Annotated in this window: 15 protein-coding genes and 2 pseudogenes; 8 read left to right on the forward strand and 9 right to left on the reverse strand. The window is 62.7% G+C overall.

Translation table 11 applies throughout. From position 1 onward, the window contains the following. Positions 1 to 71 precede the first annotated feature (71 nt). Both GC121_RS11930 and GC121_RS11935 read left to right on the forward strand, forming a co-directional pair. Positions 72 to 1826, forward strand: a complete 1755-nt coding sequence (locus GC121_RS11930) for a serine/threonine-protein kinase (protein WP_199857847.1) — start codon at positions 72 to 74, stop codon at positions 1824 to 1826. 56 nt (positions 1827 to 1882) lie between these two features. Then, on the forward strand, positions 1883 to 2239 hold the full coding sequence (locus GC121_RS11935) for a hypothetical protein (RefSeq protein WP_151974636.1): 357 nt from the start codon (positions 1883 to 1885) through the stop codon (positions 2237 to 2239). Here the strand turns inward: GC121_RS11935 and GC121_RS11940 are convergent. Together GC121_RS11940 and GC121_RS11945 are read right to left on the reverse strand one after the other, a co-directional pair. Beyond that, positions 2233 to 3435, reverse strand: coding sequence for an exo-beta-N-acetylmuramidase NamZ domain-containing protein (locus tag GC121_RS11940; protein ID WP_151974638.1), 1203 nt, complete (start codon positions 3433 to 3435; stop codon positions 2233 to 2235). The genes GC121_RS11935 and GC121_RS11940 overlap by 7 nt on opposite strands. After that, on the reverse strand, positions 3432 to 3977 hold the full coding sequence (locus GC121_RS11945) for a DOMON-like domain-containing protein (protein ID WP_151974640.1): 546 nt from the start codon (positions 3975 to 3977) through the stop codon (positions 3432 to 3434). Before GC121_RS11945 ends, GC121_RS11940 begins: the two co-directional genes overlap by 4 nt. Before the next feature lie 56 nt (positions 3978 to 4033). Here GC121_RS11945 and tyrS point away from each other — a divergent pair, with 56 nt between their 5' ends. From tyrS to cysK, 4 genes are all read left to right on the forward strand, one after another. After that, positions 4034 to 5269, forward strand: a complete 1236-nt coding sequence (gene tyrS, locus GC121_RS11950) for a tyrosine--tRNA ligase (RefSeq protein WP_151974642.1) — start codon at positions 4034 to 4036, stop codon at positions 5267 to 5269. A gap of 65 nt (positions 5270 to 5334) precedes the next feature. Next, a complete protein-coding gene (locus tag GC121_RS11955; protein ID WP_151974644.1) occupies positions 5335 to 5673 on the forward strand; it encodes a PilZ domain-containing protein in 339 nt (112 codons plus the stop codon). 155 nt (positions 5674 to 5828) lie between these two features. Beyond that, positions 5829 to 7064: an MFS transporter gene (locus tag GC121_RS11960; RefSeq protein ID WP_151975721.1), complete on the forward strand. Its 1236-nt coding sequence runs from the start codon at positions 5829 to 5831 to the stop codon at positions 7062 to 7064. Between the two features lie 3 nt (positions 7065 to 7067). Further along, a complete protein-coding gene (gene cysK / locus GC121_RS11965) occupies positions 7068 to 7988 on the forward strand; it encodes a cysteine synthase A (protein WP_151974646.1) in 921 nt (306 codons plus the stop codon). Between the two features lie 96 nt (positions 7989 to 8084). Here the strand turns inward: cysK and hisI are convergent, their stop codons facing one another. After that, positions 8085 to 8453: a phosphoribosyl-AMP cyclohydrolase gene (gene hisI, locus GC121_RS11970; protein ID WP_151974648.1), complete on the reverse strand. Its 369-nt coding sequence runs from the start codon at positions 8451 to 8453 to the stop codon at positions 8085 to 8087. 260 nt (positions 8454 to 8713) lie between these two features. Then, a complete protein-coding gene (locus tag GC121_RS11975; protein WP_151974650.1) occupies positions 8714 to 9529 on the reverse strand; it encodes a ComF family protein in 816 nt (271 codons plus the stop codon). Positions 9530 to 9571: 42 nt separating this feature from the next. Here GC121_RS11975 and GC121_RS11980 point away from each other — a divergent pair, with 42 nt between their 5' ends. After that, a complete protein-coding gene (locus GC121_RS11980) occupies positions 9572 to 10348 on the forward strand; it encodes a methyltransferase (protein WP_199857848.1) in 777 nt (258 codons plus the stop codon). On the opposite strand, the gene ppdK is transcribed toward GC121_RS11980, so the two are convergent. From ppdK to GC121_RS12005, 5 genes and pseudogenes are all read right to left on the reverse strand, one after another. Further along, complete coding sequence (gene ppdK, locus GC121_RS11985; RefSeq protein WP_151974654.1) at positions 10338 to 13007, reverse strand: pyruvate, phosphate dikinase; 2670 nt, start codon at positions 13005 to 13007, stop codon at positions 10338 to 10340. The two genes, GC121_RS11980 and ppdK, sit on opposite strands and share 11 nt — an antisense overlap. Before the next feature lie 138 nt (positions 13008 to 13145). Beyond that, positions 13146 to 14348 (reverse strand): annotated as a pseudogene (locus tag GC121_RS11990) (glycine--tRNA ligase subunit beta); the annotation flags it as partial. 256 nt (positions 14349 to 14604) lie between these two features. Then, positions 14605 to 15174, reverse strand: a pseudogene (locus tag GC121_RS15870) (flagellar motor protein MotB); the annotation flags it as partial. 217 nt (positions 15175 to 15391) lie between these two features. Continuing rightward, positions 15392 to 17167, reverse strand: a complete 1776-nt coding sequence (locus GC121_RS12000; RefSeq protein ID WP_151974658.1) for a lytic transglycosylase domain-containing protein — start codon at positions 17165 to 17167, stop codon at positions 15392 to 15394. Further along, positions 17164 to 17949: a hypothetical protein gene (locus tag GC121_RS12005; protein WP_151974660.1), complete on the reverse strand. Its 786-nt coding sequence runs from the start codon at positions 17947 to 17949 to the stop codon at positions 17164 to 17166. The genes GC121_RS12000 and GC121_RS12005 overlap by 4 nt, the downstream gene beginning before the upstream one ends. Before the next feature lie 40 nt (positions 17950 to 17989). Between GC121_RS12005 and GC121_RS12010 the strand changes: the two genes are divergently transcribed. Beyond that, complete coding sequence (locus GC121_RS12010) at positions 17990 to 19636, forward strand: electron transfer flavoprotein-ubiquinone oxidoreductase (RefSeq protein ID WP_151975722.1); 1647 nt, start codon at positions 17990 to 17992, stop codon at positions 19634 to 19636. Positions 19637 to 19638 lie beyond the last annotated feature (2 nt).

Here is a 19638-nt window from a genome sequence, read left to right on the forward strand (position 1 = left end):
CCCCTGGCCTCTGGCACTTCGCGCCGCTCTGGCTTAGGCTGGCAGCAGGCGGAACCGTGCGAAGGGGTGTCATGGCAGGCGATGTGGGAGGCGGCGGAACGGGGCGGCTGGCGCTTGCACCCGGAACCGTGCTCAACAACAATTACCGCATACTCGAAAGCATTGGCGAAGGCGGCATGGGCGCTGTCTATCGCGCGGCGAATATCTTCATGGAGGAAGACCATGTCGCCATTAAAGTGATCCGCGCCGAACAGGCCGATGATGATCTGTTCAAACAAATGTTTGGCAAGGAAGTGAAGGCGATGCTGCGGCTGAACAATCCGCGCCTGGTCGCCTATCGCACCTTTGCGCATGATCCGGCGCTCGATCTCAGCTTCATTGTCACCGAATTTATCGACGGCCCCAGCCTCAAATCGCTGATCGGCAAGCGGCAATTCAGCCCGCAGGAATTGCTCTCGCTGCTTAGCGAACTCGCTATCGGATTGCGCGCGGCGCACAAGGCGGGAATCGTCCACCGCGATATGGCGCCCGATAATATCCTGCTGGAGGACGGCGATATCGAACGCCCGAAGATCATCGATTTCGGGATTGTGAAGGATACCGCAGGGGACGGCACAACGATCATCGGATCGGGCTTTGCCGGCAAATACAATTTCGTCGCGCCCGAACAGCTGGGTGAACCCGATTATCCCATCGGCCCGTGGACCGACATTTTCAGCCTCGCGCTGGTGATTGTCGGTCTCGCCCGGGGCAAGAGCATCAATATGGGCAATACCCCCGGAGCGGCGATCCGGATGCGGCGCGAACTGCCTGACTTGTCGGCCATTGCCGAGCCGATGCGACCCATGCTGGCGGCGATGCTGGCACCACACCCCGAAAACCGCCTCCGCTCGGCGGACGATGTGCTGGGGCGCGTCGGCCCGATCTTTACGGCGCTGGAAGAATGGGTGCAAACTGACGGGGACGAGCTGGAGAAAACCGTCATGTTCGCTTCGGCTACAACACCGATGGCCTTGTATGGCGAGGAAGAGGATGACGACGACGGGGTGACCGAAGTTGTTCCAGTATCACCCGAGGCGTTTGATCAAAGCGATTTCGAAGACGATCCTCCTAGCGACCCGCACACAAAGCGCAGCGGTAAGCTCGTCTGGATCATTCTTGGTCTGGTCGCGGCTGGTGCGCTGGCTGCGGTGGGCGGAATGCTGCTGGGTGAATATGCGAGCGTTCCCGGCAGCCGTGACGACGAGACGTCCGCGTCTGCACCCGTGCTTGCTCCAACGGCCACGCCAACCATACCTATTGAAGCACCGCCTGCCCCTCCGCCGCGCGATTTGCTGCCGCAGGTTGCCGTCGCCACGAGTCTGGCTCCCGACGCAGGACGAATCCCGATTGCTCCCGAAAGCTGGGTGCGCCAGCAGGATCTGCCCCGCCAGATGTATGGCAACGGGGAAGTCACCGGCGTGATCGCCGCCTATCTGACGGTGGCGCCGGGGGGCTCTGTCACGGGCTGCACGATTGGCGGCAGCAGTCAGGTCACGCCTCCACAGATGCGCAATGCGTCTGCCACCAGTGTGTGCCGGGCACTACAAGCCAATGCGCGGTTCGAGCCCCTGCCCGAACCCGCACCATCGCCCACTGTCACCGCGACGGTTGCCAGCGAGGCACTGGAACAAGCCGCCAATGGCGCGCAGGAAATCGCCCCGCCGACACCTGTTCCCACCGCCACCGGGACGATCGCTCCGCCGCCGCAGCCAAGCTCGGAAGTTTTTGTCCGGGTGGCTTTCCGCACCGTGCGACCGCAAACGCAGGGCAATGCGCCGGAGTGAGGGTTCACCTTGCGCCGCACCAATGGTATAGCTTCAGGACATCAGGAGTTTAACGTATGGCCCGTAAAGTCCTAACCGCAGCTTGCCTGCTCACTTCGCCCTTGCTGGTCGCGAATACAGACCCATTGGTTGGCGATCCGCTCATCGCACCGGCGGTAGAAGATGCGCCGCTTGTCTTTGAAGACATCGCGCCTTTGCCGTCCCCCAATTGCGCCGATACTTGGGAAACCGTCATGGAAGAGCGCGGGCAGGCCCAATTTCGCCGCGAACCGGCTTCGCCTGACAGGCCACAAATGGTGCGCGCGGTGGATTACAATATTGGCGGGTGCGACTTCATGGTGACCAGTAGCGGTATCCAGCCGCTGCCGCCGCGCTCGCAGGCCGAAGCGCCGCTGTTGCACCGCGCTCAGTAAAGCAGCAGCTCCGCCACGTCTTCGCGCCACTGCGCTTCATCGGGCGCGGACAGCGTGTCGAGATCGGCAGGCATTGCCTCAGCGTCATCCACCCATTCGCGTAATCCCGGCCCGCCATTGATTACATCGATGGCGAGAACGTTGTCGGTATATTCGTATTTGAAATCGGTGCCGCGCCATAGCTGGTAATCGGGGTAGAGGCTGCGGATTGCCTTGAAGGCGAGCGCCTCCAAACGCCAGGGGCGGAATGCCGCGTGATTGTAGAACCCGCCTTCGGCATGGATCATGAGCGCGTTGCACAGCTTGCCTGCGTGCTTGTGGAAGGTCGGTTCAAACCAGCATTCGCGCAAGGCGCAGCCCGCGAGCCAGTCGGGAGCGAGCCGATGCATCTCGGCCAGCACCGCCTTCGCATCGACATCGGGCGCGCCGAACAGCACTTCAAGCGGGCGCGTGGTGCCCCGCCCTTCGCTCAGCGTCGCCCCTTCCAGCATCACCGTTCCGGCATAGGCACGCGCCATGTTGAGATTGGCCGCATTGGGGCTGGGATTGATCCAAATGCGGCTTTCCGGCCAGCCAAGGCCCGGCCCCTCGGGCAGCCAATGGTGCATCGTGACAACGCGGTAATCGACATCGAGCGCGAAATGGCGGATGAACCAGTGGCCCATCTCGCCCATCGTCAGCCCGTGCCGCATCGGCATGGGCGCGGCACCGACGAAACTTTCATGCCCCGGCAACAGCAACGTGCCCTCAACCGGCCTGCCCGCCGGATTGGGGCGATCGAGCACCCAGACGGTCTTCCCATGCTTCGCCGCCTCTTCCAGTAGGTAGAGAAGCGTCGTCACAAATGTGTAGATGCGGCAGCCCAGATCCTGCAGATCGAACAGGAACACATCCGCGCTCGACATCATCTGGCCGGTCGGGCGGCGCACTTCGCCGTAGAGCGAGAAAACAGGGATGCCGTAATGCGGATCGGTCTCGTCCGCAGTTTCCACCATATTGTCCTGCTTGTCGCCCTTCAGCCCATGCTGCGGGCCGAAGGCGCTGGTGACATTCACGCCCGCTGCGATCAGTGCATCAAGGCTGTGGGTCAAATCTGCGGTGACCGAGGCGGGGTGCGCCACGAGCGCAACCCGCCTGCCCTTGAGCGCTTCCAGCAGGTCTGGCTCGGCAAGAAGCCTGTCGATTCCGAATTTCATGCCGCGCGGGTTCGCGCAAGACTGGCTTCGAAGCAAGAGGGATCGTGAAAATCGGGTGCAGCGCCGCGATGGGCCAGCGCCCAATAGCTCTTCACGCCGCCCTCTTCCTCGATCACCGCCGCAAGGCCCAGACGGCACGGTGGGTCGGGTATTTGCGCGCGCGGCAGGCTGGCGTCGAATATCGCCATCGACTGGCCCATCCGCATCACGCAGTCCGGTTCGCGCGCGAAGGGGCGTTCGGCCATGCCTTCGCGGTAGGCGCTAAAGTCATAGGCCGCCCAGCGTTCGGACGGGGAAAGGTTGTATTCGGAGTATGCTGCGTCTTCGCCCTTGCGCTGGATAAACAGCTCGAAACAGGTCGTCTGCCACAGTTTATCCGCCCGCCCCTTTCCGGCAAAAGGCGGCATAACCAGCCTTGCCGCGCCGTCGATCCGCCAGCGGATGCGCAGCCAGCTATCGTTGATGGACAAGATGCGCGCTTCGACTCGCAGCACGCCGAGCGGGGGATGGGCCGGGTGCGCAGCCAGTTCATACGTTTGCAAGCAGTGTTCCTCGTGCTACGCGCCGCCACCTGGTTAAGAGGCCCCGGTACACCGAGATGACGACTTACACTTCCGATTTGCTGCAATTGCTTGAAGAGCGTGGCTATGTCCATCAGATGACGGACGCGGCGGGACTGGACGCCCTTGCCGCGCGGCAGATTGTGCCCGGCTATATCGGTTTCGACGCGACCGCCCCTTCGCTCCATGTCGGATCGCTGGTGCAGATCATGATGCTGCGCCGTCTCCAGCAGACAGGGCACAGGCCGATTGTGGTGATGGGTGGCGGCACCACCCGGATTGGTGACCCCACGGGCCGCGATGAAAGCCGCAAAATGCTCTCGGACGAGACGATCGAGGCCAATATCGCGGGCATCTTTGCCGTGTTCGACAAGCTGCTGACCTTTGGTGACGGGCCAACCGATGCGGTGATGGTGAACAATCAGGATTGGCTCGGCAAGCTCGGCTATATCGAGCTGCTGCAAGAGGTGGGAACGCACTTCACGGTCAACCGGATGCTGGCTTTCGATTCGGTCAAGCTGCGGCTCGAACGCGAACAGCCGATGACCTTCCTCGAATTCAATTACATGATCCTGCAGGGGTATGATTTTCGCCATCTCTCCAAGGAAATGGGCGTGCGCTTGCAAATGGGCGGTAGCGACCAGTGGGGGAATATCGTCAACGGCATGGAACTGGGCCGCCGGATGGACGGAACCGAACTGTTCGGCCTCACCACGCCGCTGCTTACCACAGCCGATGGCGCGAAAATGGGCAAGACGGCGGCAGGCGCGGTGTGGCTGAACGAGGCGCAACTGCCCGCCTATGATTTCTGGCAATTCTGGCGCAACACCGATGACCGCGATGTGGGCCGGTTCCTGAAACTGTTCACCGATCTGCCGCTTGACGAAATCGCCCGCCTTGAAGCCCTCGAAGGCAGCGAGATCAACGCGGCCAAGATTGTTCTGGCGGACGAAGTCACGCGGCTGGTGCGCGGCGAAGCGGCGGCGGCATCTGCCAAGGCCACCGCCGAGCAGACCTTTGCCGGGGGCGGCCTGGGTGAGGATTTGCCCGCACTCGCAGTGCCTGCCGAAGGCATCCGCATCGGTGCCGCCCTGACCGAACTCGGTTTCACCGCCTCCAATGGCGAGGCGAAGCGCAAACTGGTCGAGGGTGCGGTCAAACTTGATGGCGCGACGATTACCGATCCCGCCCACCTGATCGCCTGTCCTGCGGCAGGCGTCGAGCTGCGTCTCAGCCTGGGCAAGAAACGGCACGCGATTCTGCGCCACGGCTGATTTTACACAATCTCCACCTTTTGCTGCGAAAAGGCACTCTGCAATTATACGGAGGGCCGCACCACATGGCTGGAGGCGCACAATTGTCAGTCACCGATCTGCGACGCGCGTCGCGGCATCCGGTGGATTTCTCGGTCATCGCGGAGCATTTGCTGCACGGTGATCTGAAGATGCACATTTCCAATGTGTCGGCGCATGGCTTCATGACCGATGGTGCCGTGGAAGTTGCGCGGGGTGACCGCCTGATCGTGCGGCTGCCCGCCGTAGGGCGCATCGAAGCCTATTGCATCTGGGTGACCCACGAGCGCGCAGGCTTCCAGTTCGAACGCATCGTTCGCTTGGACGATTTCCAGCGCATGATTTCCGAAATGCAACCCAATCCGGCGCTGCGTCGGCGCGGCTGAAGCCCGTTTCCAGCTTTACCCGTTACAATCTAAGCTAGCTTGGCAAGCGCGGCGCGCGCTGCCATTGGGCGCGGGTGAGTGAAACGCCCCGCCCCGAACACCCCCACCCGTTCCGGATCGCCAATTATCGCGCGTATTGGCTATCCCGCCTGAGCATGACTTTGGCGCTGGATGCGATGCTGCTGGTGATCCAGTGGCAGGCCTACAACCTTGCGCGCGACAGCGGGATGAATGTGGCCGAGGGCGCCGGGCAGTTGGCGATTATCGGCCTGCTGCAATTTCTCCCGCTTTTCGTTCTGACGCCTTTCTCCGGACTGGCGGCCGACAGGTTCGACAGGCGCTCGCTCGCCCGGCTGACCGTGATACTGCAACTGGCCTGCGCTGGAGTGCTGTTCTGGTGCACGTGGCAGAGCGTGATCACGCTTCCGATCCTGTTCGGCGTGGCGATCCTTCTCGGGATCGCCCGGTGTTTTTCCGGCCCGGCCTTGTCGGCCCTTGCTCCCAATCTTGTGCCCAAAAGCGTTCTGCCGACGGCCATCGCGCTTTCTTCTATCTCCTGGCAAGTCGGGCGGCTGGTCGGCCCGGCGATTGGCGCGGTGCTTTATGCGGTGCAGCCGGAGCTTCCCTACGCCGTTGCGCTTGCGCTCTTTACGCTCTCGCTGGTGGCACTCTCCACAATCGGCGCGGTGCCGCAGCCTGCCATGCGTAAGGATCAGCGACCCATCGGGGCGATTGTCGACGGGCTGCAATATGTCGGGCGCAACAAGATGGTGCTGGGCGCGATCACGCTCGATCTGTTCGCGGTCTTCCTTGCCGGAGCGAACGCACTGATCCCGGTGTTTGCGCGCGATATTCTGCACACCGACGAGACCGGCCTCGCGCTGCTCGCTTCGGCGACACCCGCCGGCGCGATCCTGACCGGATTGTTCTTCTCGATCAGACCATTGCACAGCAATGTCGGCCCCAAAATGCTGTGGGCGGTGGCGGTGTTCGGGCTGGCGACCATCGGGTTTGCGCTGTCCACAAATCTGGTGCTGAGCCTTGCCATGCTGTTTGTGATCGGCGCATCCGATATGTTCAGTGTCTATGTCCGCCAGTCGCTCATCCAGCTGCACACGCCGGACGACAAGCGCGGGCGTGTGTCCTCTGTCAGCATGATGACGATCAGCGCCTCCAACGAAGGCGGCGATGCGTTTTCGGGCGCGCTCGCCTATCTGCTCGGCCCGGTTGCCGCGATTGTGGCGGGCGGCGCGGGCGCGCTGGCGATTGTGGCGCTGTGGAGCCGGATCTTCCCCGTTTTGCGCACCACCCGCACCTTCGATCCGCCCGAAACGTTGCAAGACGCGGACGACACGCCATCTCGTAACCTGCCCGCCAACCAAGGGAGCTGAGCCATGAAGTTCGACAATATCCTGCAATCCATCGGCAACACGCCGCATATCCGCCTTGCCAAGCTGTTCCCCGACCACGAGGTGTGGATCAAGAGCGAGCGGGCCAATCCCGGCGGATCGATCAAGGATCGCATCGCGCTGGCCATGGTCGAAGCGGCGGAGGCTGCGGGTGATCTGAAGCCGGGCGGCATGATTGTGGAACCGACCAGCGGTAACACCGGCATCGGCTTGGCGATGGTCGCCGCAGTCAAGGGCTACAGGCTGGTGCTCGTGATGCCCGAGAGCATGAGCCTGGAACGCCGCCGCCTGATGCTAGCCTATGGTGCAAGCTTCGATCTGACGCCCAAGGAAAAGGGCATGAAGGGCGCGCTGGAACGCGCTGCGGAACTGGTTGCGCAGACCGAAGGCGCATGGATGCCGCAGCAGTTCGAGAATGCCGCCAACCCTGCCGTCCACGCGCGCACGACCGCGCAGGAAATCCTCGCCGACTTTGCCGATACGCCTATCGATGCGATGATTACCGGCGTCGGCACGGGCGGCCATCTCACCGGCTGCGCCGAAGAATTGAAGAAGGTTTGGCCCGCGATGAAGGCCTGGGCGGTCGAGCCCGAACTGTCGCCGGTTATTTCGGGCGGACAGCCCGGCCCGCACCCCATTCAGGGCATTGGAGCAGGTTTCATCCCCGGCAACCTCCACACCCAGTCGATCGACGGCGCAATCGCGGTCGATGCCGATGCGGCCAAGGCGATGGCGCGGCGCGCGGCGGCGGAAGAGGGGATGCTTGTGGGCATCAGTTCCGGCGCAACGCTGGCGGCGATTGCCAAAAAGCTGCCCGATCTCGCCCCCGGCACCCGCGTGCTCGGTTTCAATTACGATACGGGCGAGCGTTACCTTTCGGTTCCGGACTTCCTGCCGACCGAGTAATCGCAAGCGGGCTATTGTGCGGCTCTTTAGCGTGGCGATGCTACAGGCCGCACAATGGCCAACACCCTCGCCCACATTCTCGCTTTCGAATGAGCGTTACAATTGTGACAGCGCGCCATCCTCCAGCTTGCGGTAGAAGCAGCTGTGCGCGCCCGTGTGACAAGTCGGCCCAGCCGGCTCCACCTTCAGCAGGATCGCGTCCTGATCGCAATCGACCAGCATTTCGCGCACTGACAGCGTGTTGCCGGATGTCTCACCCTTCATCCATTGCGCTTTGCGGCTGCGTGAGTAGAAATGCGCTTTGCCCGTTGCCTGTGTCGCGGCCAGTGCCTCGGCGTTCATAAAGGCGACCATCAGCACTTCGCCCGATGCACAATGCTGCACCACCGCGGTCAGCAATCCGTTGGCGTCGAATTTGGGCAGCAGCGTGCTGCCTTGCTCGCGATCATTTGTGGCGTCGGTCACTTCGCGGGGAGCCCTTATCTTGCTGCAAAGCCGCCTCCGGCTTTGCGGATTTGTTGCATCTTGAACACAATGCCGTTCCAAATTCTGTCACTAGGATGAATGGCGTTTGCCCCGCAAGCCCGCGCGTGGAATGAAGCCTCTCAGCAGCTCGACGGGCTGCGGTTCATTTCAAGGTTTCGGCCAAGGAATGGGAGGAGCGGGAGGCCCAAAAGGGCACCTGTTTCACATGAGGGTTTGGGACTGCCGCGCTTTCTGGGGGGTTAGCGCGAGGTTCCAGCGTTATCGTCACGTGAACGCCCGGAGGGAAACCTCCGGGCGTTTTTCGTTGGCGGCTTCATGGCCTCCTCCAGCACGCGGGAAAAGCAGGCGATTTTCACTTTGGCTGCCCCCGCCGCTTTCAGCGCCGCGACGCAGGCATTGCTGGTCGCGCCGCTGGTGAGGACATCGTCGACCAGAAGGATCTGCGCTCCACCGATCATCCCGGCCTTTGACGGTTTGACGCGGATTGCCCCTTTGAGGGTGTCGGCACGCTGCCTCCGGTTCTGCCCGCCCAGACTGGGTGTGGCGCGCACCCGTTGCAATCCGTCAACGCACAGGCTGATCCCCTCGCGCTTCGCCAGCTGCTGCGCAAGCAGCGCCGACTGGTTGAAGCCGCGCTTCCACAGCCGCCAGCGATGCAGTGGCACCGGCACAGCGAGCCACTCGCCATCCAGTTCGGGCAAGCGCGCCGCCATTTGCCGCGCGAGCATGGGCGCAAGGGCAATCTTGCGGCCATGTTTGAAATTGAGCACCAATTGCCGCGCCGTGTCGTTGTAGAGCGTAGCGGCATACACTCCGTCATGCGGCGGCGGGCGTTGCTGGCAGGGCGCGCAAGTCAGGCCGCTCGCACTGTCGACGGAGAACGGGCGCTGGCATCGTTGGCAGCAAGGCTCGCCGGGGATGACCAGCTCGCTCCAGCACGCGGTGCACAAACCGGTTTGCGCCGCCAGCCCTTCGCCGCAGAGCGGGCAGCGCGGAGGATAGACGAGGTCCACAACGGGCGCGAATGTCTCTGACAGGGTTCGGGAAAGTGACATTGGCGCTATGCTGACGCGGCATGGGACTGTAGGCAAGCGGCGATGTTATCGCAGCGCAAATCTCCGCCGTGCATATTTTCCCCCACCCGGAAGCTGGCGCGCAAACGTCGCGCTGCGGTGCTGGCGGACCGGGGCGAACCAGCATGGTTCTTGATCGAGGCGATGGCGGATGATCTGTTCGACCGGCTCGGCTTTCTGCGACTTCAGCCGGCGCGGATACTGGCAGAGGGCTTCGGGGCGTCGGTCTTCTGCGAATCGCCTTGGGAGCATGACGCCTGCTTTGACGGCGGGTGGCAGCACGATTTCGACGATCCCTTGCCATACACCTCCGCCACCTATGATTTGGCCGCCAGCGTCAATTCGCTCGGCACGGTCAACGATCTGGTCGGCGCGCTGATCCAGATGCGCGAGCTGCTGGTGCCCGGCGGGCTGGCGATGGCGAGCTTTGTTGGCGGACAGAGCCTTGGCAAGCTGCGCCGCGCCATGTTTGAGGCCGAGCCCGACCGCGCCGCGCCGCGGATGCATCCGATGATCGATCCGCGCTCGTGCCCCGAACTCCTGGGCCGCGCCGGATGGGCTGATCCGGTGGTCGATAGCTACACCCTCACGGCGCGCTACTCCTCGCTCGACCGCTTGGTTCAGGACTTGCGCGAGCAGGCGCTCGGCAATGTGCTGGCAACCGCCGCCCCGCCGCTCGGCCGCTCCGGTTTGGAGCGCGCGCGGGCGGCCTTTCTGGCGCAAGCCGATGCGGACGGCAAAGTCAGCGAGACGTTTGAAATCATCACGCTGACAGGCCGCCGCTCGACGATCAGCCTTTAGCCTTAAGCGCCGCCTGCGCTGCCGCCAGCCGCGCAATCGGCACGCGGTAGGGCGAGGCGCTGACGTAATCGAGGCCCACCTTCTCGCAGAAGGCGATGCTTTCGGGGTCGCCGCCATGCTCGCCGCAAATGCCCAGCTTGATGTCGGGCCGCGTCGCCCTGCCCCGCTCCACCGCGATTTCGACCAGCTGGCCGACTCCGTCGATATCGAGGCTGACAAACGGATCGCGCTCGTAAATGCCCTGATCGACATAGGAGCCGAGGAAGCGCCCGGCATCGTCTCTCGAAACGCCGAGAGCGGTCTGCGTCAGATCGTTCGTGCCGAAGCTGAAGAAGCGCGCTTCCTCCGCAATCTCGCCCGCCATCAGCGCGGCGCGCGGCAGTTCGATCATCGTGCCGGTGAGGTAATCGACGCTTGCGCCCATTTCCTCGAACACCGTGTTGGCGGTGCGCACCACGAGCGCGCGCAGGATTTCGAGTTCCTTCTTGGTCGCCACCAGCGGGATCATCACTTCGGGGACGACCGGCTCGCCGCCCTCGCCCGTAACGGCCACTGCCGCCTCGAAGATGGCGCGCGCCTGCATCTCGTAGATTTCGGGGAAGGTGATGCCGAGGCGGCACCCGCGATGGCCCAGCATCGGGTTGAATTCATGCAGTTCTGCCGCGCGGCGCTTCAGGTGCTCGATGTCCACGCCCAGATCATCGGCCAGATCGGCAAACTCGGCATCGCGGGTCGGCATGAATTCGTGCAGCGGCGGATCGAGCAGGCGGATCGTGCAAGGCAGGCCCGCCATGGTGCGGAAAATCTCGGCAAAATCGCCGCGCTGTTCGGGCAGCAGCCGCTCCAGCGCAGCGCGCCGCCCGGCTTCGTCATCAGCGAGGATCATCGCGCGCACCGCGCTGATGCGTCCGGCATCGAAGAACATATGCTCGGTGCGGCACAGGCCAATGCCTTCCGCGCCGAACTGGCGTGCGGTGCGGCAATCCTCGGGCGTTTCCGCATTGGTGCGCACGCCCATGCGGCGGTATTTGTCTGCCCAGCCGATCAGCGTGCCGAAGTCGCCCGCCAGCTCCGGCTCGATAGTTGGCACGCGGCCTGCCATCACCTTGCCGGTGCTGCCGTCCAAAGTGATGACATCGCCTTCTTTCAGCTCGCGTTGGCCGATGCGCAGCGTGCGTTCGGCGAGGTTGATCGAGACCGCCGACGCGCCGGAGACGCAGGGTCGCCCCATGCCGCGCGCCACCACGGCAGCGTGGCTCGTCATCCCGCCGCGCGCGGTGAGGATGCCCTTGGCCGCGTGCATTCCGTGAATGTCCTCTGGCGAAGTCTCCACGCGGACGAGGATTACCTCCTCCTCGCGGTTCGCCCACAGCTCTGCCGTATCGGCGTCGAGCACGATCTTGCCCGAGGCAGCGCCGGGAGACGCGGGAAGCCCTTCGCCAAGCACATCGCGCGGCGCATCGGGGTCGAGCGTCGGGTGGAGCAGCTGGTCAAGCGCCATCGGATCGACGCGCAGGATTGCCTCTTCCTCCGAAATCAGCCCCTCGCCCGCCATGTCCACCGCCATTTTGAGCGCGGCCTTGGCAGTGCGCTTGCCCGAACGGGTTTGCAGCATCCACAGCTTGCCCTGCTGCACGGTGAACTCGATATCCTGCATATCGCGGTAATGCGCTTCGAGCAGGTCGAACACACGCGCCAGCTCGCCATAGGCTTTGGGCATGGCTTCTTCCATGCTCGGCAGCTCTGCTCCGGCGGCTTCGCGGCGCGCCTTGGTGAGATATTGCGGCGTGCGGATGCCCGCGACCACATCTTCACCCTGCGCATTGACCAGCCATTCGCCGTAATAGCTGCGCTCGCCTGTCGAAGGATCGCGAGTGAAGGCGACGCCGGTGGCGCTGCTATTGCCCATATTGCCGAACACCATCGCCTGCACATTGACTGCGGTGCCCCAATCGCCGGGGATGGCATTCAGGCGGCGGTACACCTTGGCGCGTTCGCTATCCCAGCTGTCGAACACGGCGGCAATCGCGCCCCATAGCTGTTCGGTCACATCCTGCGGGAAGCTGTTGCCCAGCTCGTTTGCGACGATGGACTTGTATTCGCCGACCAAGGCTTCGAGGTCTTCGGACTCCAGCTCGGTATCGGTGAAGTAGCCCTTGTCTTCCTTGGCGATTTCCAGCGCTTCCTCGAACAGCCCGTGATCGAGGCCGAGGACAACGTCCGAATACATCTGGATGAAGCGGCGGTAGCTGTCCCAGGCGAACCGGGGATCGCCGCTGGTGGCGGCAAGGCCCTGCACGGTTGCGTCATTCAGGCCGAGATTGAGGACGGTGTCCATCATGCCGGGCATGGAAACGCGCGCGCCGGAGCGTACCGACACGAGCAGCGGGTCAGCCGCATCGCCGAAGCGTTTGCCGACGGCGCCTTCGATATGCGTCAGCGCGTTGGCGACATCGGCGCGCAGTTGGTCGCTGAAATCCGCGCCCTCTTGCAGGTAGCGCACGCATTCTTCGGTGGTGATGGTGAAGCCCGGCGGCACGGGCAGGCCAATGCCCGCCATCTCCGCCAGGTTCGCCCCTTTGCCGCCGGTGACGGTCTTGTCCTTCTGTCTTGATTCGTCATGCGGAGCGTCTCCGCCGAAGGTGTAGACCGTTTTCATAAACTGGCTTTCTTTCCTGAACGCCCCGGGTGACAAAGGTGACACCGTGTCACTTTCGGGAATATCGTTCAAACCTCTGTTATTGCCTGGCTAAAGTCCCGAAATACGAAGGATGACACTTGGGGGATAGCACCATCCTCACCCCTCGATCTTCGAGAAGTCGGCCACATTGTGCACTGCAGCACGGAAGCGCGCAAGCAGAGCGAGGCGCGACTTTCGTTTGGCTTGATCGGCATCATTGACCGTCACCTCCTCGAAAAACGCATCGATCGGCGCACGCAAGCTGGCCAGCGCGGACATGGCGGCGGCGAAGTCTTCCTTCGCGATGGCCTCCGCCGCCAGCGGCTCGGCTGCATCGAGCGCATTGATCAGCGCCTTTTCGGCCGCTTCGGGCGTGTAGGAAAGGCCGGAGCCGGATTGCGCGATCTGCTCGGCGTAGATTGCGCGCATTTCGGGATCGTCGACATTTTCGAGCGGGTCTTCGTCGCCTGTGCTCATCATGTCGTCATTCCGGCGCAGGCCGGAATCCAGCTGGGCCCCGGCCTGCGCCGGGGTGACGAGGGGGTGGTTTTCCTTCTTGAGAATATTCGCCGCTCGCTTGTACCCGGCGAGGAGGTTCACCCCGTCCCCGGTTTCGACAAACGCCTGCAACGCATGAACGCGGGCGAGTAGCCGGACAAGATCATCCTCCCCGCCAAGCGCGAACACCGCGTCGATCAGGTCGTGGCGGACACCCGCCTCGCGCTGCTGGACTTTGAGGCGTTCGGCGAAGAAGTCGAGGGTCCTTCTTTCGTTGCTAACTACCTCCTCGCGCCAATTGGTGTCCGACAATACTTCCATAAACTCGGCAGGTGATAAGCCGTAGAACAATGCTTCGAGATCATGCGGATTTGGCTTACCGAGAATGGTCTCGCTTATGCCAAGGCCTGCTTGTGTCTTGATCCAGCCTCGTTTATCCGGGTCAAACTCACAATCCCATCGAGACTGCAAGCCGCCCAGGTTGAAGGGAATGGCGTTGAATATGATGGTTCGAGCTATTCCCAAAGCTGCGCGACGCAAAGCAAATGGATCTTTTGAGCCTGTAGGAAGCTCATCGACGGCGAAGAAAGATAGGAGCGTATCCAACTTATCCGCCAGCGACACCGCCACCGTCACCGGAGCGGTCGGCACATCGTCGCCCTGCCCCACTGGCTTGTAGTGATCGCGGATCGCGTCTGCGACTTGCGGATCGAGGCCCTCGGCGCGGGCGTAGTAGCCGCCCATCAGGCCCTGCAATTCGGGGAATTCGCCGACCATTTCGGTGACGAGATCGGCCTTGCATAACTTGGCGGCTTCGTAAGCCAGATCGGCCAGCGAAGCCCCTTCCCCTTGGGGAAGGGGTTGGGGATGGGGGTTCGACGTGTCGGGCGTGGCACCCCCCACCCCCGGCCGGGGAGGCGGCGGGGGGGGGAGGAGTCTCGTCACCGCCGAAGTTGTAGATGAACGTCCCCAGCACCGAGTGCGTGCCGATCTGCGAGTCGAAATCACGACCCAGTGTATCGGTGAAGCTCAGGCCTTCCACATTGTGGTAACGATACTTCAGCGAAGCATCGATGCGATCGGTGATCGGCGCATAAATCTGCGCTATCGCCTGCCATGCGAAACGCACGTCATTGTCTTCTTCGATGATGTAGTCACCGGTCGAGAAGGCCTGCAGGTCGAGGATGCGGACGTTCGAAACGCCAACACCGCCACCAACTGCGGCGCCGAAACCATTGCCTTCACCACCAAGGTCGAGAAGGATGTTGAGCATCCCGCTCCACACTTCGGCATTGCCGCCGATCGGGTCGAATTCGGTCTGGGCCGGATCCGAAAGCTGCACCGAACCATCGGGCGCGAAACTGGCGGGAACCCGCAGGTCGCTGGTCATGCTGTCGAATTCCCAGTTCTTGTAAGAACCTTCGACTTCGAAGCGGAGCAGACCGGCATCGTAACCGATGACGCCTTCGCCTTCCCAGCCATAATCATTGTCGATGTCGATCTGGACGACATCGTTCTGCTCGAGCGTGGTGTCTTCCGCGCTGAGCACGCCAGCGCCCAGGCCAATGTAGAACCCACCGTCCTGAGCCATTGCGGGCAGTGAGACAAGCGCGGTTGCGCTCATCAGGGCGGTCGTGATTTTCCTCATCCGGATATCCCCTATAATCAAACCACTGCGAATCAATCCGCAGCATCATTGGCTTCCTAGCCATATTTTGCGACTATGCCGATAGTGCCTTATCGTAAAATTTCGCGCTGTGCACCGTGTTTTGAAAAGGCGTTGCAGAGTAGTCGCAATTAAGCATCACTTTGTCGCGTTTGAGGACAATTTTGGCGGATTTCCGCGCTTGGCTTGGGAAGTGCCGCTATTGTCCGCCCGCAGACATGTAGGCGCGACCGTCATTCAGGCCGTTGCCATCGGGAAAAAGCGGCCAACCATTCTGCGCCAGTGCCATCCGGGTGGGCGAGGGCGCGTTCGCCTGCCTTTCGTACATCCAGTAATTGCGCATCACGATGGCCACATAGCTGCGCGTCTCCCAATAGGGGATCGCTTCCATGTAGAGCAGCGGATCGTCGAAATCGTTGATCTCGCTTTCCCAGCGGCGGATCGGCGTCATCCCGGCATTATAGGCCGCCATGATGACTGGCAGGCGTTGGCGCGTCGTCGGATCGTCGCGCAGCATTTCCAGATTGCGCTGGCCGAAAGCGAGATTTGTACCTGGATCGTAGATGTTGACGCTGCTGGCACTGAGACCGAGCGTCGGCGCGTGCTGGCGCACCGTAATCGGAGTGATCTGCATCAGTCCCATCGCGTCAGCCGGGCTGCGCGCATCGGCGCGGAAATTGCTCTCTTGCAGGATATGCGCAAAGGCGAGCGCGGGATCAACGCGCCATCCATTATAGGGAGCGATCTTTGGCGCAGGGAAATGCGATGCCTCGTCAGCCTGCGTGCCCATTGGCGCGTTCAATGCCATGTACAGCTGGGTCTGCGGGAAGCCGAGCGCGCGGGCAAGGCGCGACAAGGGCTCGTAATCCGCCGGATCGCCAATTCGCGCCTGATGCAGCAGAACCTGGCTACCGAGGACATCCTCGCCAATTTCGGTCAGCCCGATGGCCACCTGCACATTCTCGATACCGCCGAGCCTCTGCCAGTCCTGCTGGGTGAAGTCTGCGGTTTCGACCCTGTCGGGCAAACGGCGACCAAGCTGCTCGGCCGCGAGCATTCCATACATGGTGCGATCATCAAGCGCCGCATCGGTCAGCAACTGGTTCGCCAGATCGGGCTGGCGGCACCGCATCGCGGCACGGCTGCCCCAATACAGCGCGGCGGTGCGCAAATTGGGGCTGGTTGCTCCGGCCGCCGAACGCTGGAACGCATCGCCCGACTGGCGGCAATCGTTGAGCCGCCAAGCGGCCAGGCCAGCGGTGAAGTCGCCTTCTGCCACCCACGCGCCGCTGCCGACGCTTACGGTCTGCGCCATCGCCAGCGCTTCGGCGTCGCGGTTCTCGATGAAATAGCTCCACGCCACGCGCGCCCGCCATTCCGCCCGCGCTTCGGAGCTCAATGCGGCATCGACCCCGTCGAGCAGGACGCGCGCGCCATCGGGATCGTCATTGGTAATACGTTCCAGAATGGCCGAGCGGATATTGCCCGGCATCGTCCCGTCGTCCACGCTGCGCGGGCGGTTGCGGCGCGGCATTGAGTTCTGCCCGACCAATTCGCGGGCATAGGGAAGGTCTGGCGCGCTTGCCGCCCCGCGCGTGGTGCTCAAGCGACCGATCGCTTCAGCCTGCGGCAATTCGCGGCCCGTATTCAGCCAATCCAGCAAGGCGGGAAGCTCAATGCGCGGAGATTCGGCATCGAGATAATATTGCGCCCGCGCCACATCGGTCAGCAATCCGTCGGGGCGCTGGTTCAGCAGGCTTTCTACCGTCGTCCAATCATTGCGCTCGATAGCCTGGAAAACCGCGCGGTAATGCTCCCGGTCGCTGGCCGAAAGCTGCTGCGGCACTTCGGGCGTGGCGATCCGCGCGGTGAAGTACGTGCGGGTATTCGGCTCCTGCGCAATGGCGCTGGCCGGGATCAGGGCGGCTCCGATGACGGCGGAGGCGGCAAGGAAGCGGGAGAACAGAGTGGTCATGCAGACGTCCAGGCAAGCAGCCGCTGCCAAAACCGCGCGCGTTGGCGCGGGTGATCGAGCAGGCGGTCGGGTGCGAAGGTGGCGAGGGCGGGAATGCCCTCGATCGAAGAAAAGCTGTCAGGCGCAGCAGCAGGATCATGGCCCAGCAGCAGCGGCAAGGGGCTACCGAACAGGATCACCCGCTGCGGCTTTGCCAGCGCAATATGCCGCGCCAGCGCCGTGCCAAGCCCTTCACGCTGCAACTCCGCCCAATCGGGCAGGGTCAGATGCGAAGGCAGGGCCGAGGCGTGGTAAATGGTGTCCGGATCAAGCGAGAGCGCCCGCGCGATATTCGCAATGAACCTGCCTTGCACAGAGGATAGCAAGGCGTCTCGGTCATCACGCTCGGGCATCGGGACGATAATGGCCAGCGCGGCACCCGCCTGCCCACGCGGCGCGATGCGCGGGGCTGGTGTGCGGGGCAGAGGGCTTTCGGGCGCCATCCACCAGTCGTGGAATGCTGCGAGTGTGTCAGGCAAATCGGCAGGCGAGATTGCTGGTTTGAACGGCGCGGGCTCGGCCGCCTTTGTTTCGGCCGCAGCCAAGGGAGCGGGTGCATCCGCCTCCGCACGACCCAGCCAGTTCTCGGGAGTATCGACATAATCGCAATCCACCCCCGCATCGCGCCACCAGTCGAGCGCGGCGGCGTATTGCTCTGCAAGGCCGTATTCCGGCGAGATGTCGGTGAATTTATCCATTGCGAGGCCAAGGCTGGTCTTGACCTTAACAGGTGTGTCGATCAAGTCCCGCTCCAACAGAACATCGGTAAAACGGGATGAAATGATGGTTGAACGGGAATCAATGCCCGTAGACGTGGTGATTGTCGGCGGCGGGCCTGCGGGTCTGGCAGCGGCGATCCGTCTCAAGCAGCTCAATGAAGAGCTGGAAGTCGTCGTGCTCGAAAAGGGCTCGGAAATCGGGGCGCATATCCTTTCGGGCGCGGTGGTCGATCCCAAATCGCTGGACGAGCTGCTGCCCGATTGGCGCAGCATGGATTGCCCGATGGCGGAAACGCCCGTCACCGATAACTGGCACTGGATCCTCAGCAAAGGCGGGAAGACGAGCATCCCGCACCTCGCCATGCCGCCCTTTATGTCGAACAAGGGCTGCTACACCGGCTCGCTGGGCAATCTGACGCGCTGGCTGGGCGAGCAGGCCGAGGCGCTGGGCGTGATGGTGTTTCCGGGATTCCCGGCATCCGAAGTGATGTTCAACGATGCGGGCGCGGTTACCGGCGTAATCACGCAGGATATGGGCATAGCGGCGGACGGCTCGCACAAGCCTGATTTCCAGCCCGGCATGGAAATCCACGCGAAATATACCGTGTTTGCAGAGGGTGCGCGCGGAAACCTCACCAAGCAGATGAAGGCGCGCTTCGATCTCGAAGCCGACTGCCAGCCGCAAGTCTACGGCCTCGGCATCAAGGAATTGTGGGATATCGACCCGGAAAAGCACGTTCCGGGCCGCGTGATCCACACGCAGGGCTGGCCGCTGAGCGAGAGCGATACGTGGGGCGGCGGCTTCCTCTATCATCAGGCGAACGGGCAGGTGGCCTTGGGCTTCGTGACCGCGCTCGATTACGCCAACCCCTATGTCTCGCCGTTTCAGGAATTCCAGCGCTGGAAGCAGCACCCGGCGATCCGCGAATATCTCGAAGGCGGCACCCGCGTGGCCTATGGCGCGCGCGCGATCAATGAAGGCGGGTGGCAGTCTGTGCCAAAGCTCGCTTTCCCCGGCGGCGCGCTGATCGGCTGCGCGGCAGGCTTCGTGAACGTGCCGCGCATCAAGGGCAGCCACACCGCGATGAAGAGCGGGATGCTGGCGGCGGAGAGCATCGCGGCGGCCATCGCGGCGAACCGCGAGCATGACGAAGTTGCCGATTATGAGGTGAGTTTGCGCGAAAGCTGGATCGCCAAGGAATTGAAGCTGGTGCAAAATGCGCAGCCGATGGTCGCCAAGTTCGGCAATGATCTGGGCACGGTGCTGGCCGGCTTGGATATGTGGCTGCGGCAGATCAAGCTCGGCATCATCCCGTCAATGAAGCACCACCGCGATTACGAGCAGATGGGCCGAGCCGACCTGTATCAGCCGATCGAATATCCCAAGCCCGATGGCGTGATCAGCTTTGATCGTCTCACCAGCGTGGCCTACAGCTTCACCAACCATGCCGAAGATCAGCCGAACCATTTGCAGGTTGCCGATCTGGAATTGCAGCGGGAAAGCGAGTTCGAGGTCTTCGCAGGCCCGTCAGCGCGCTATTGCCCGGCGGGTGTGTACGAGTGGCTGGTGGAGGAGGGGCAGGAGCCCAAATTCCAGATCAACTCGCAAAACTGCGTCCACTGCAAAACCTGTGATATCAAAGACCCGAACCAAAACATCAACTGGACGACGCCCGAAGGCGGCGGCGGGCCGAATTATCCGAATATGTGATG

Origin of the sequence: Erythrobacter sp. EC-HK427 (assembly GCF_902498745.1) — a bacterium.
In the GTDB taxonomy this organism is placed as follows: domain Bacteria; phylum Pseudomonadota; class Alphaproteobacteria; order Sphingomonadales; family Sphingomonadaceae; genus Alteraurantiacibacter.

Excerpts from the sequence above, each read along its gene's own strand:
- GC121_RS11930 (WP_199857847.1), top strand. The coding sequence starts at position 72 with ATGGCAGGCGATGTGGGAGGCGGCGGAACGGGGCGGCTGGCGCTTGCA.
- GC121_RS11935 (WP_151974636.1), top strand. The coding sequence starts at position 1,883 with ATGGCCCGTAAAGTCCTAACCGCAGCTTGCCTGCTCACTTCGCCCTTG.
- GC121_RS11940 (WP_151974638.1), bottom strand. The coding sequence starts at position 3,435 with ATGAAATTCGGAATCGACAGGCTTCTTGCCGAGCCAGACCTGCTGGAA.
- tyrS (WP_151974642.1), top strand. The coding sequence starts at position 4,034 with ATGACGACTTACACTTCCGATTTGCTGCAATTGCTTGAAGAGCGTGGC.
- GC121_RS11955 (WP_151974644.1), top strand. The coding sequence starts at position 5,335 with ATGGCTGGAGGCGCACAATTGTCAGTCACCGATCTGCGACGCGCGTCG.
- GC121_RS11960 (WP_151975721.1), top strand. The coding sequence starts at position 5,829 with ATGACTTTGGCGCTGGATGCGATGCTGCTGGTGATCCAGTGGCAGGCC.
- cysK (WP_151974646.1), top strand. The coding sequence starts at position 7,068 with ATGAAGTTCGACAATATCCTGCAATCCATCGGCAACACGCCGCATATC.
- GC121_RS11975 (WP_151974650.1), bottom strand. The coding sequence starts at position 9,529 with ATGTCACTTTCCCGAACCCTGTCAGAGACATTCGCGCCCGTTGTGGAC.
- GC121_RS11980 (WP_199857848.1), top strand. The coding sequence starts at position 9,572 with ATGTTATCGCAGCGCAAATCTCCGCCGTGCATATTTTCCCCCACCCGG.
- ppdK (WP_151974654.1), bottom strand. The coding sequence starts at position 13,007 with ATGAAAACGGTCTACACCTTCGGCGGAGACGCTCCGCATGACGAATCA.
- GC121_RS12000 (WP_151974658.1), bottom strand. The coding sequence starts at position 17,167 with ATGACCACTCTGTTCTCCCGCTTCCTTGCCGCCTCCGCCGTCATCGGA.
- GC121_RS12010 (WP_151975722.1), top strand. The coding sequence starts at position 17,990 with ATGGTTGAACGGGAATCAATGCCCGTAGACGTGGTGATTGTCGGCGGC.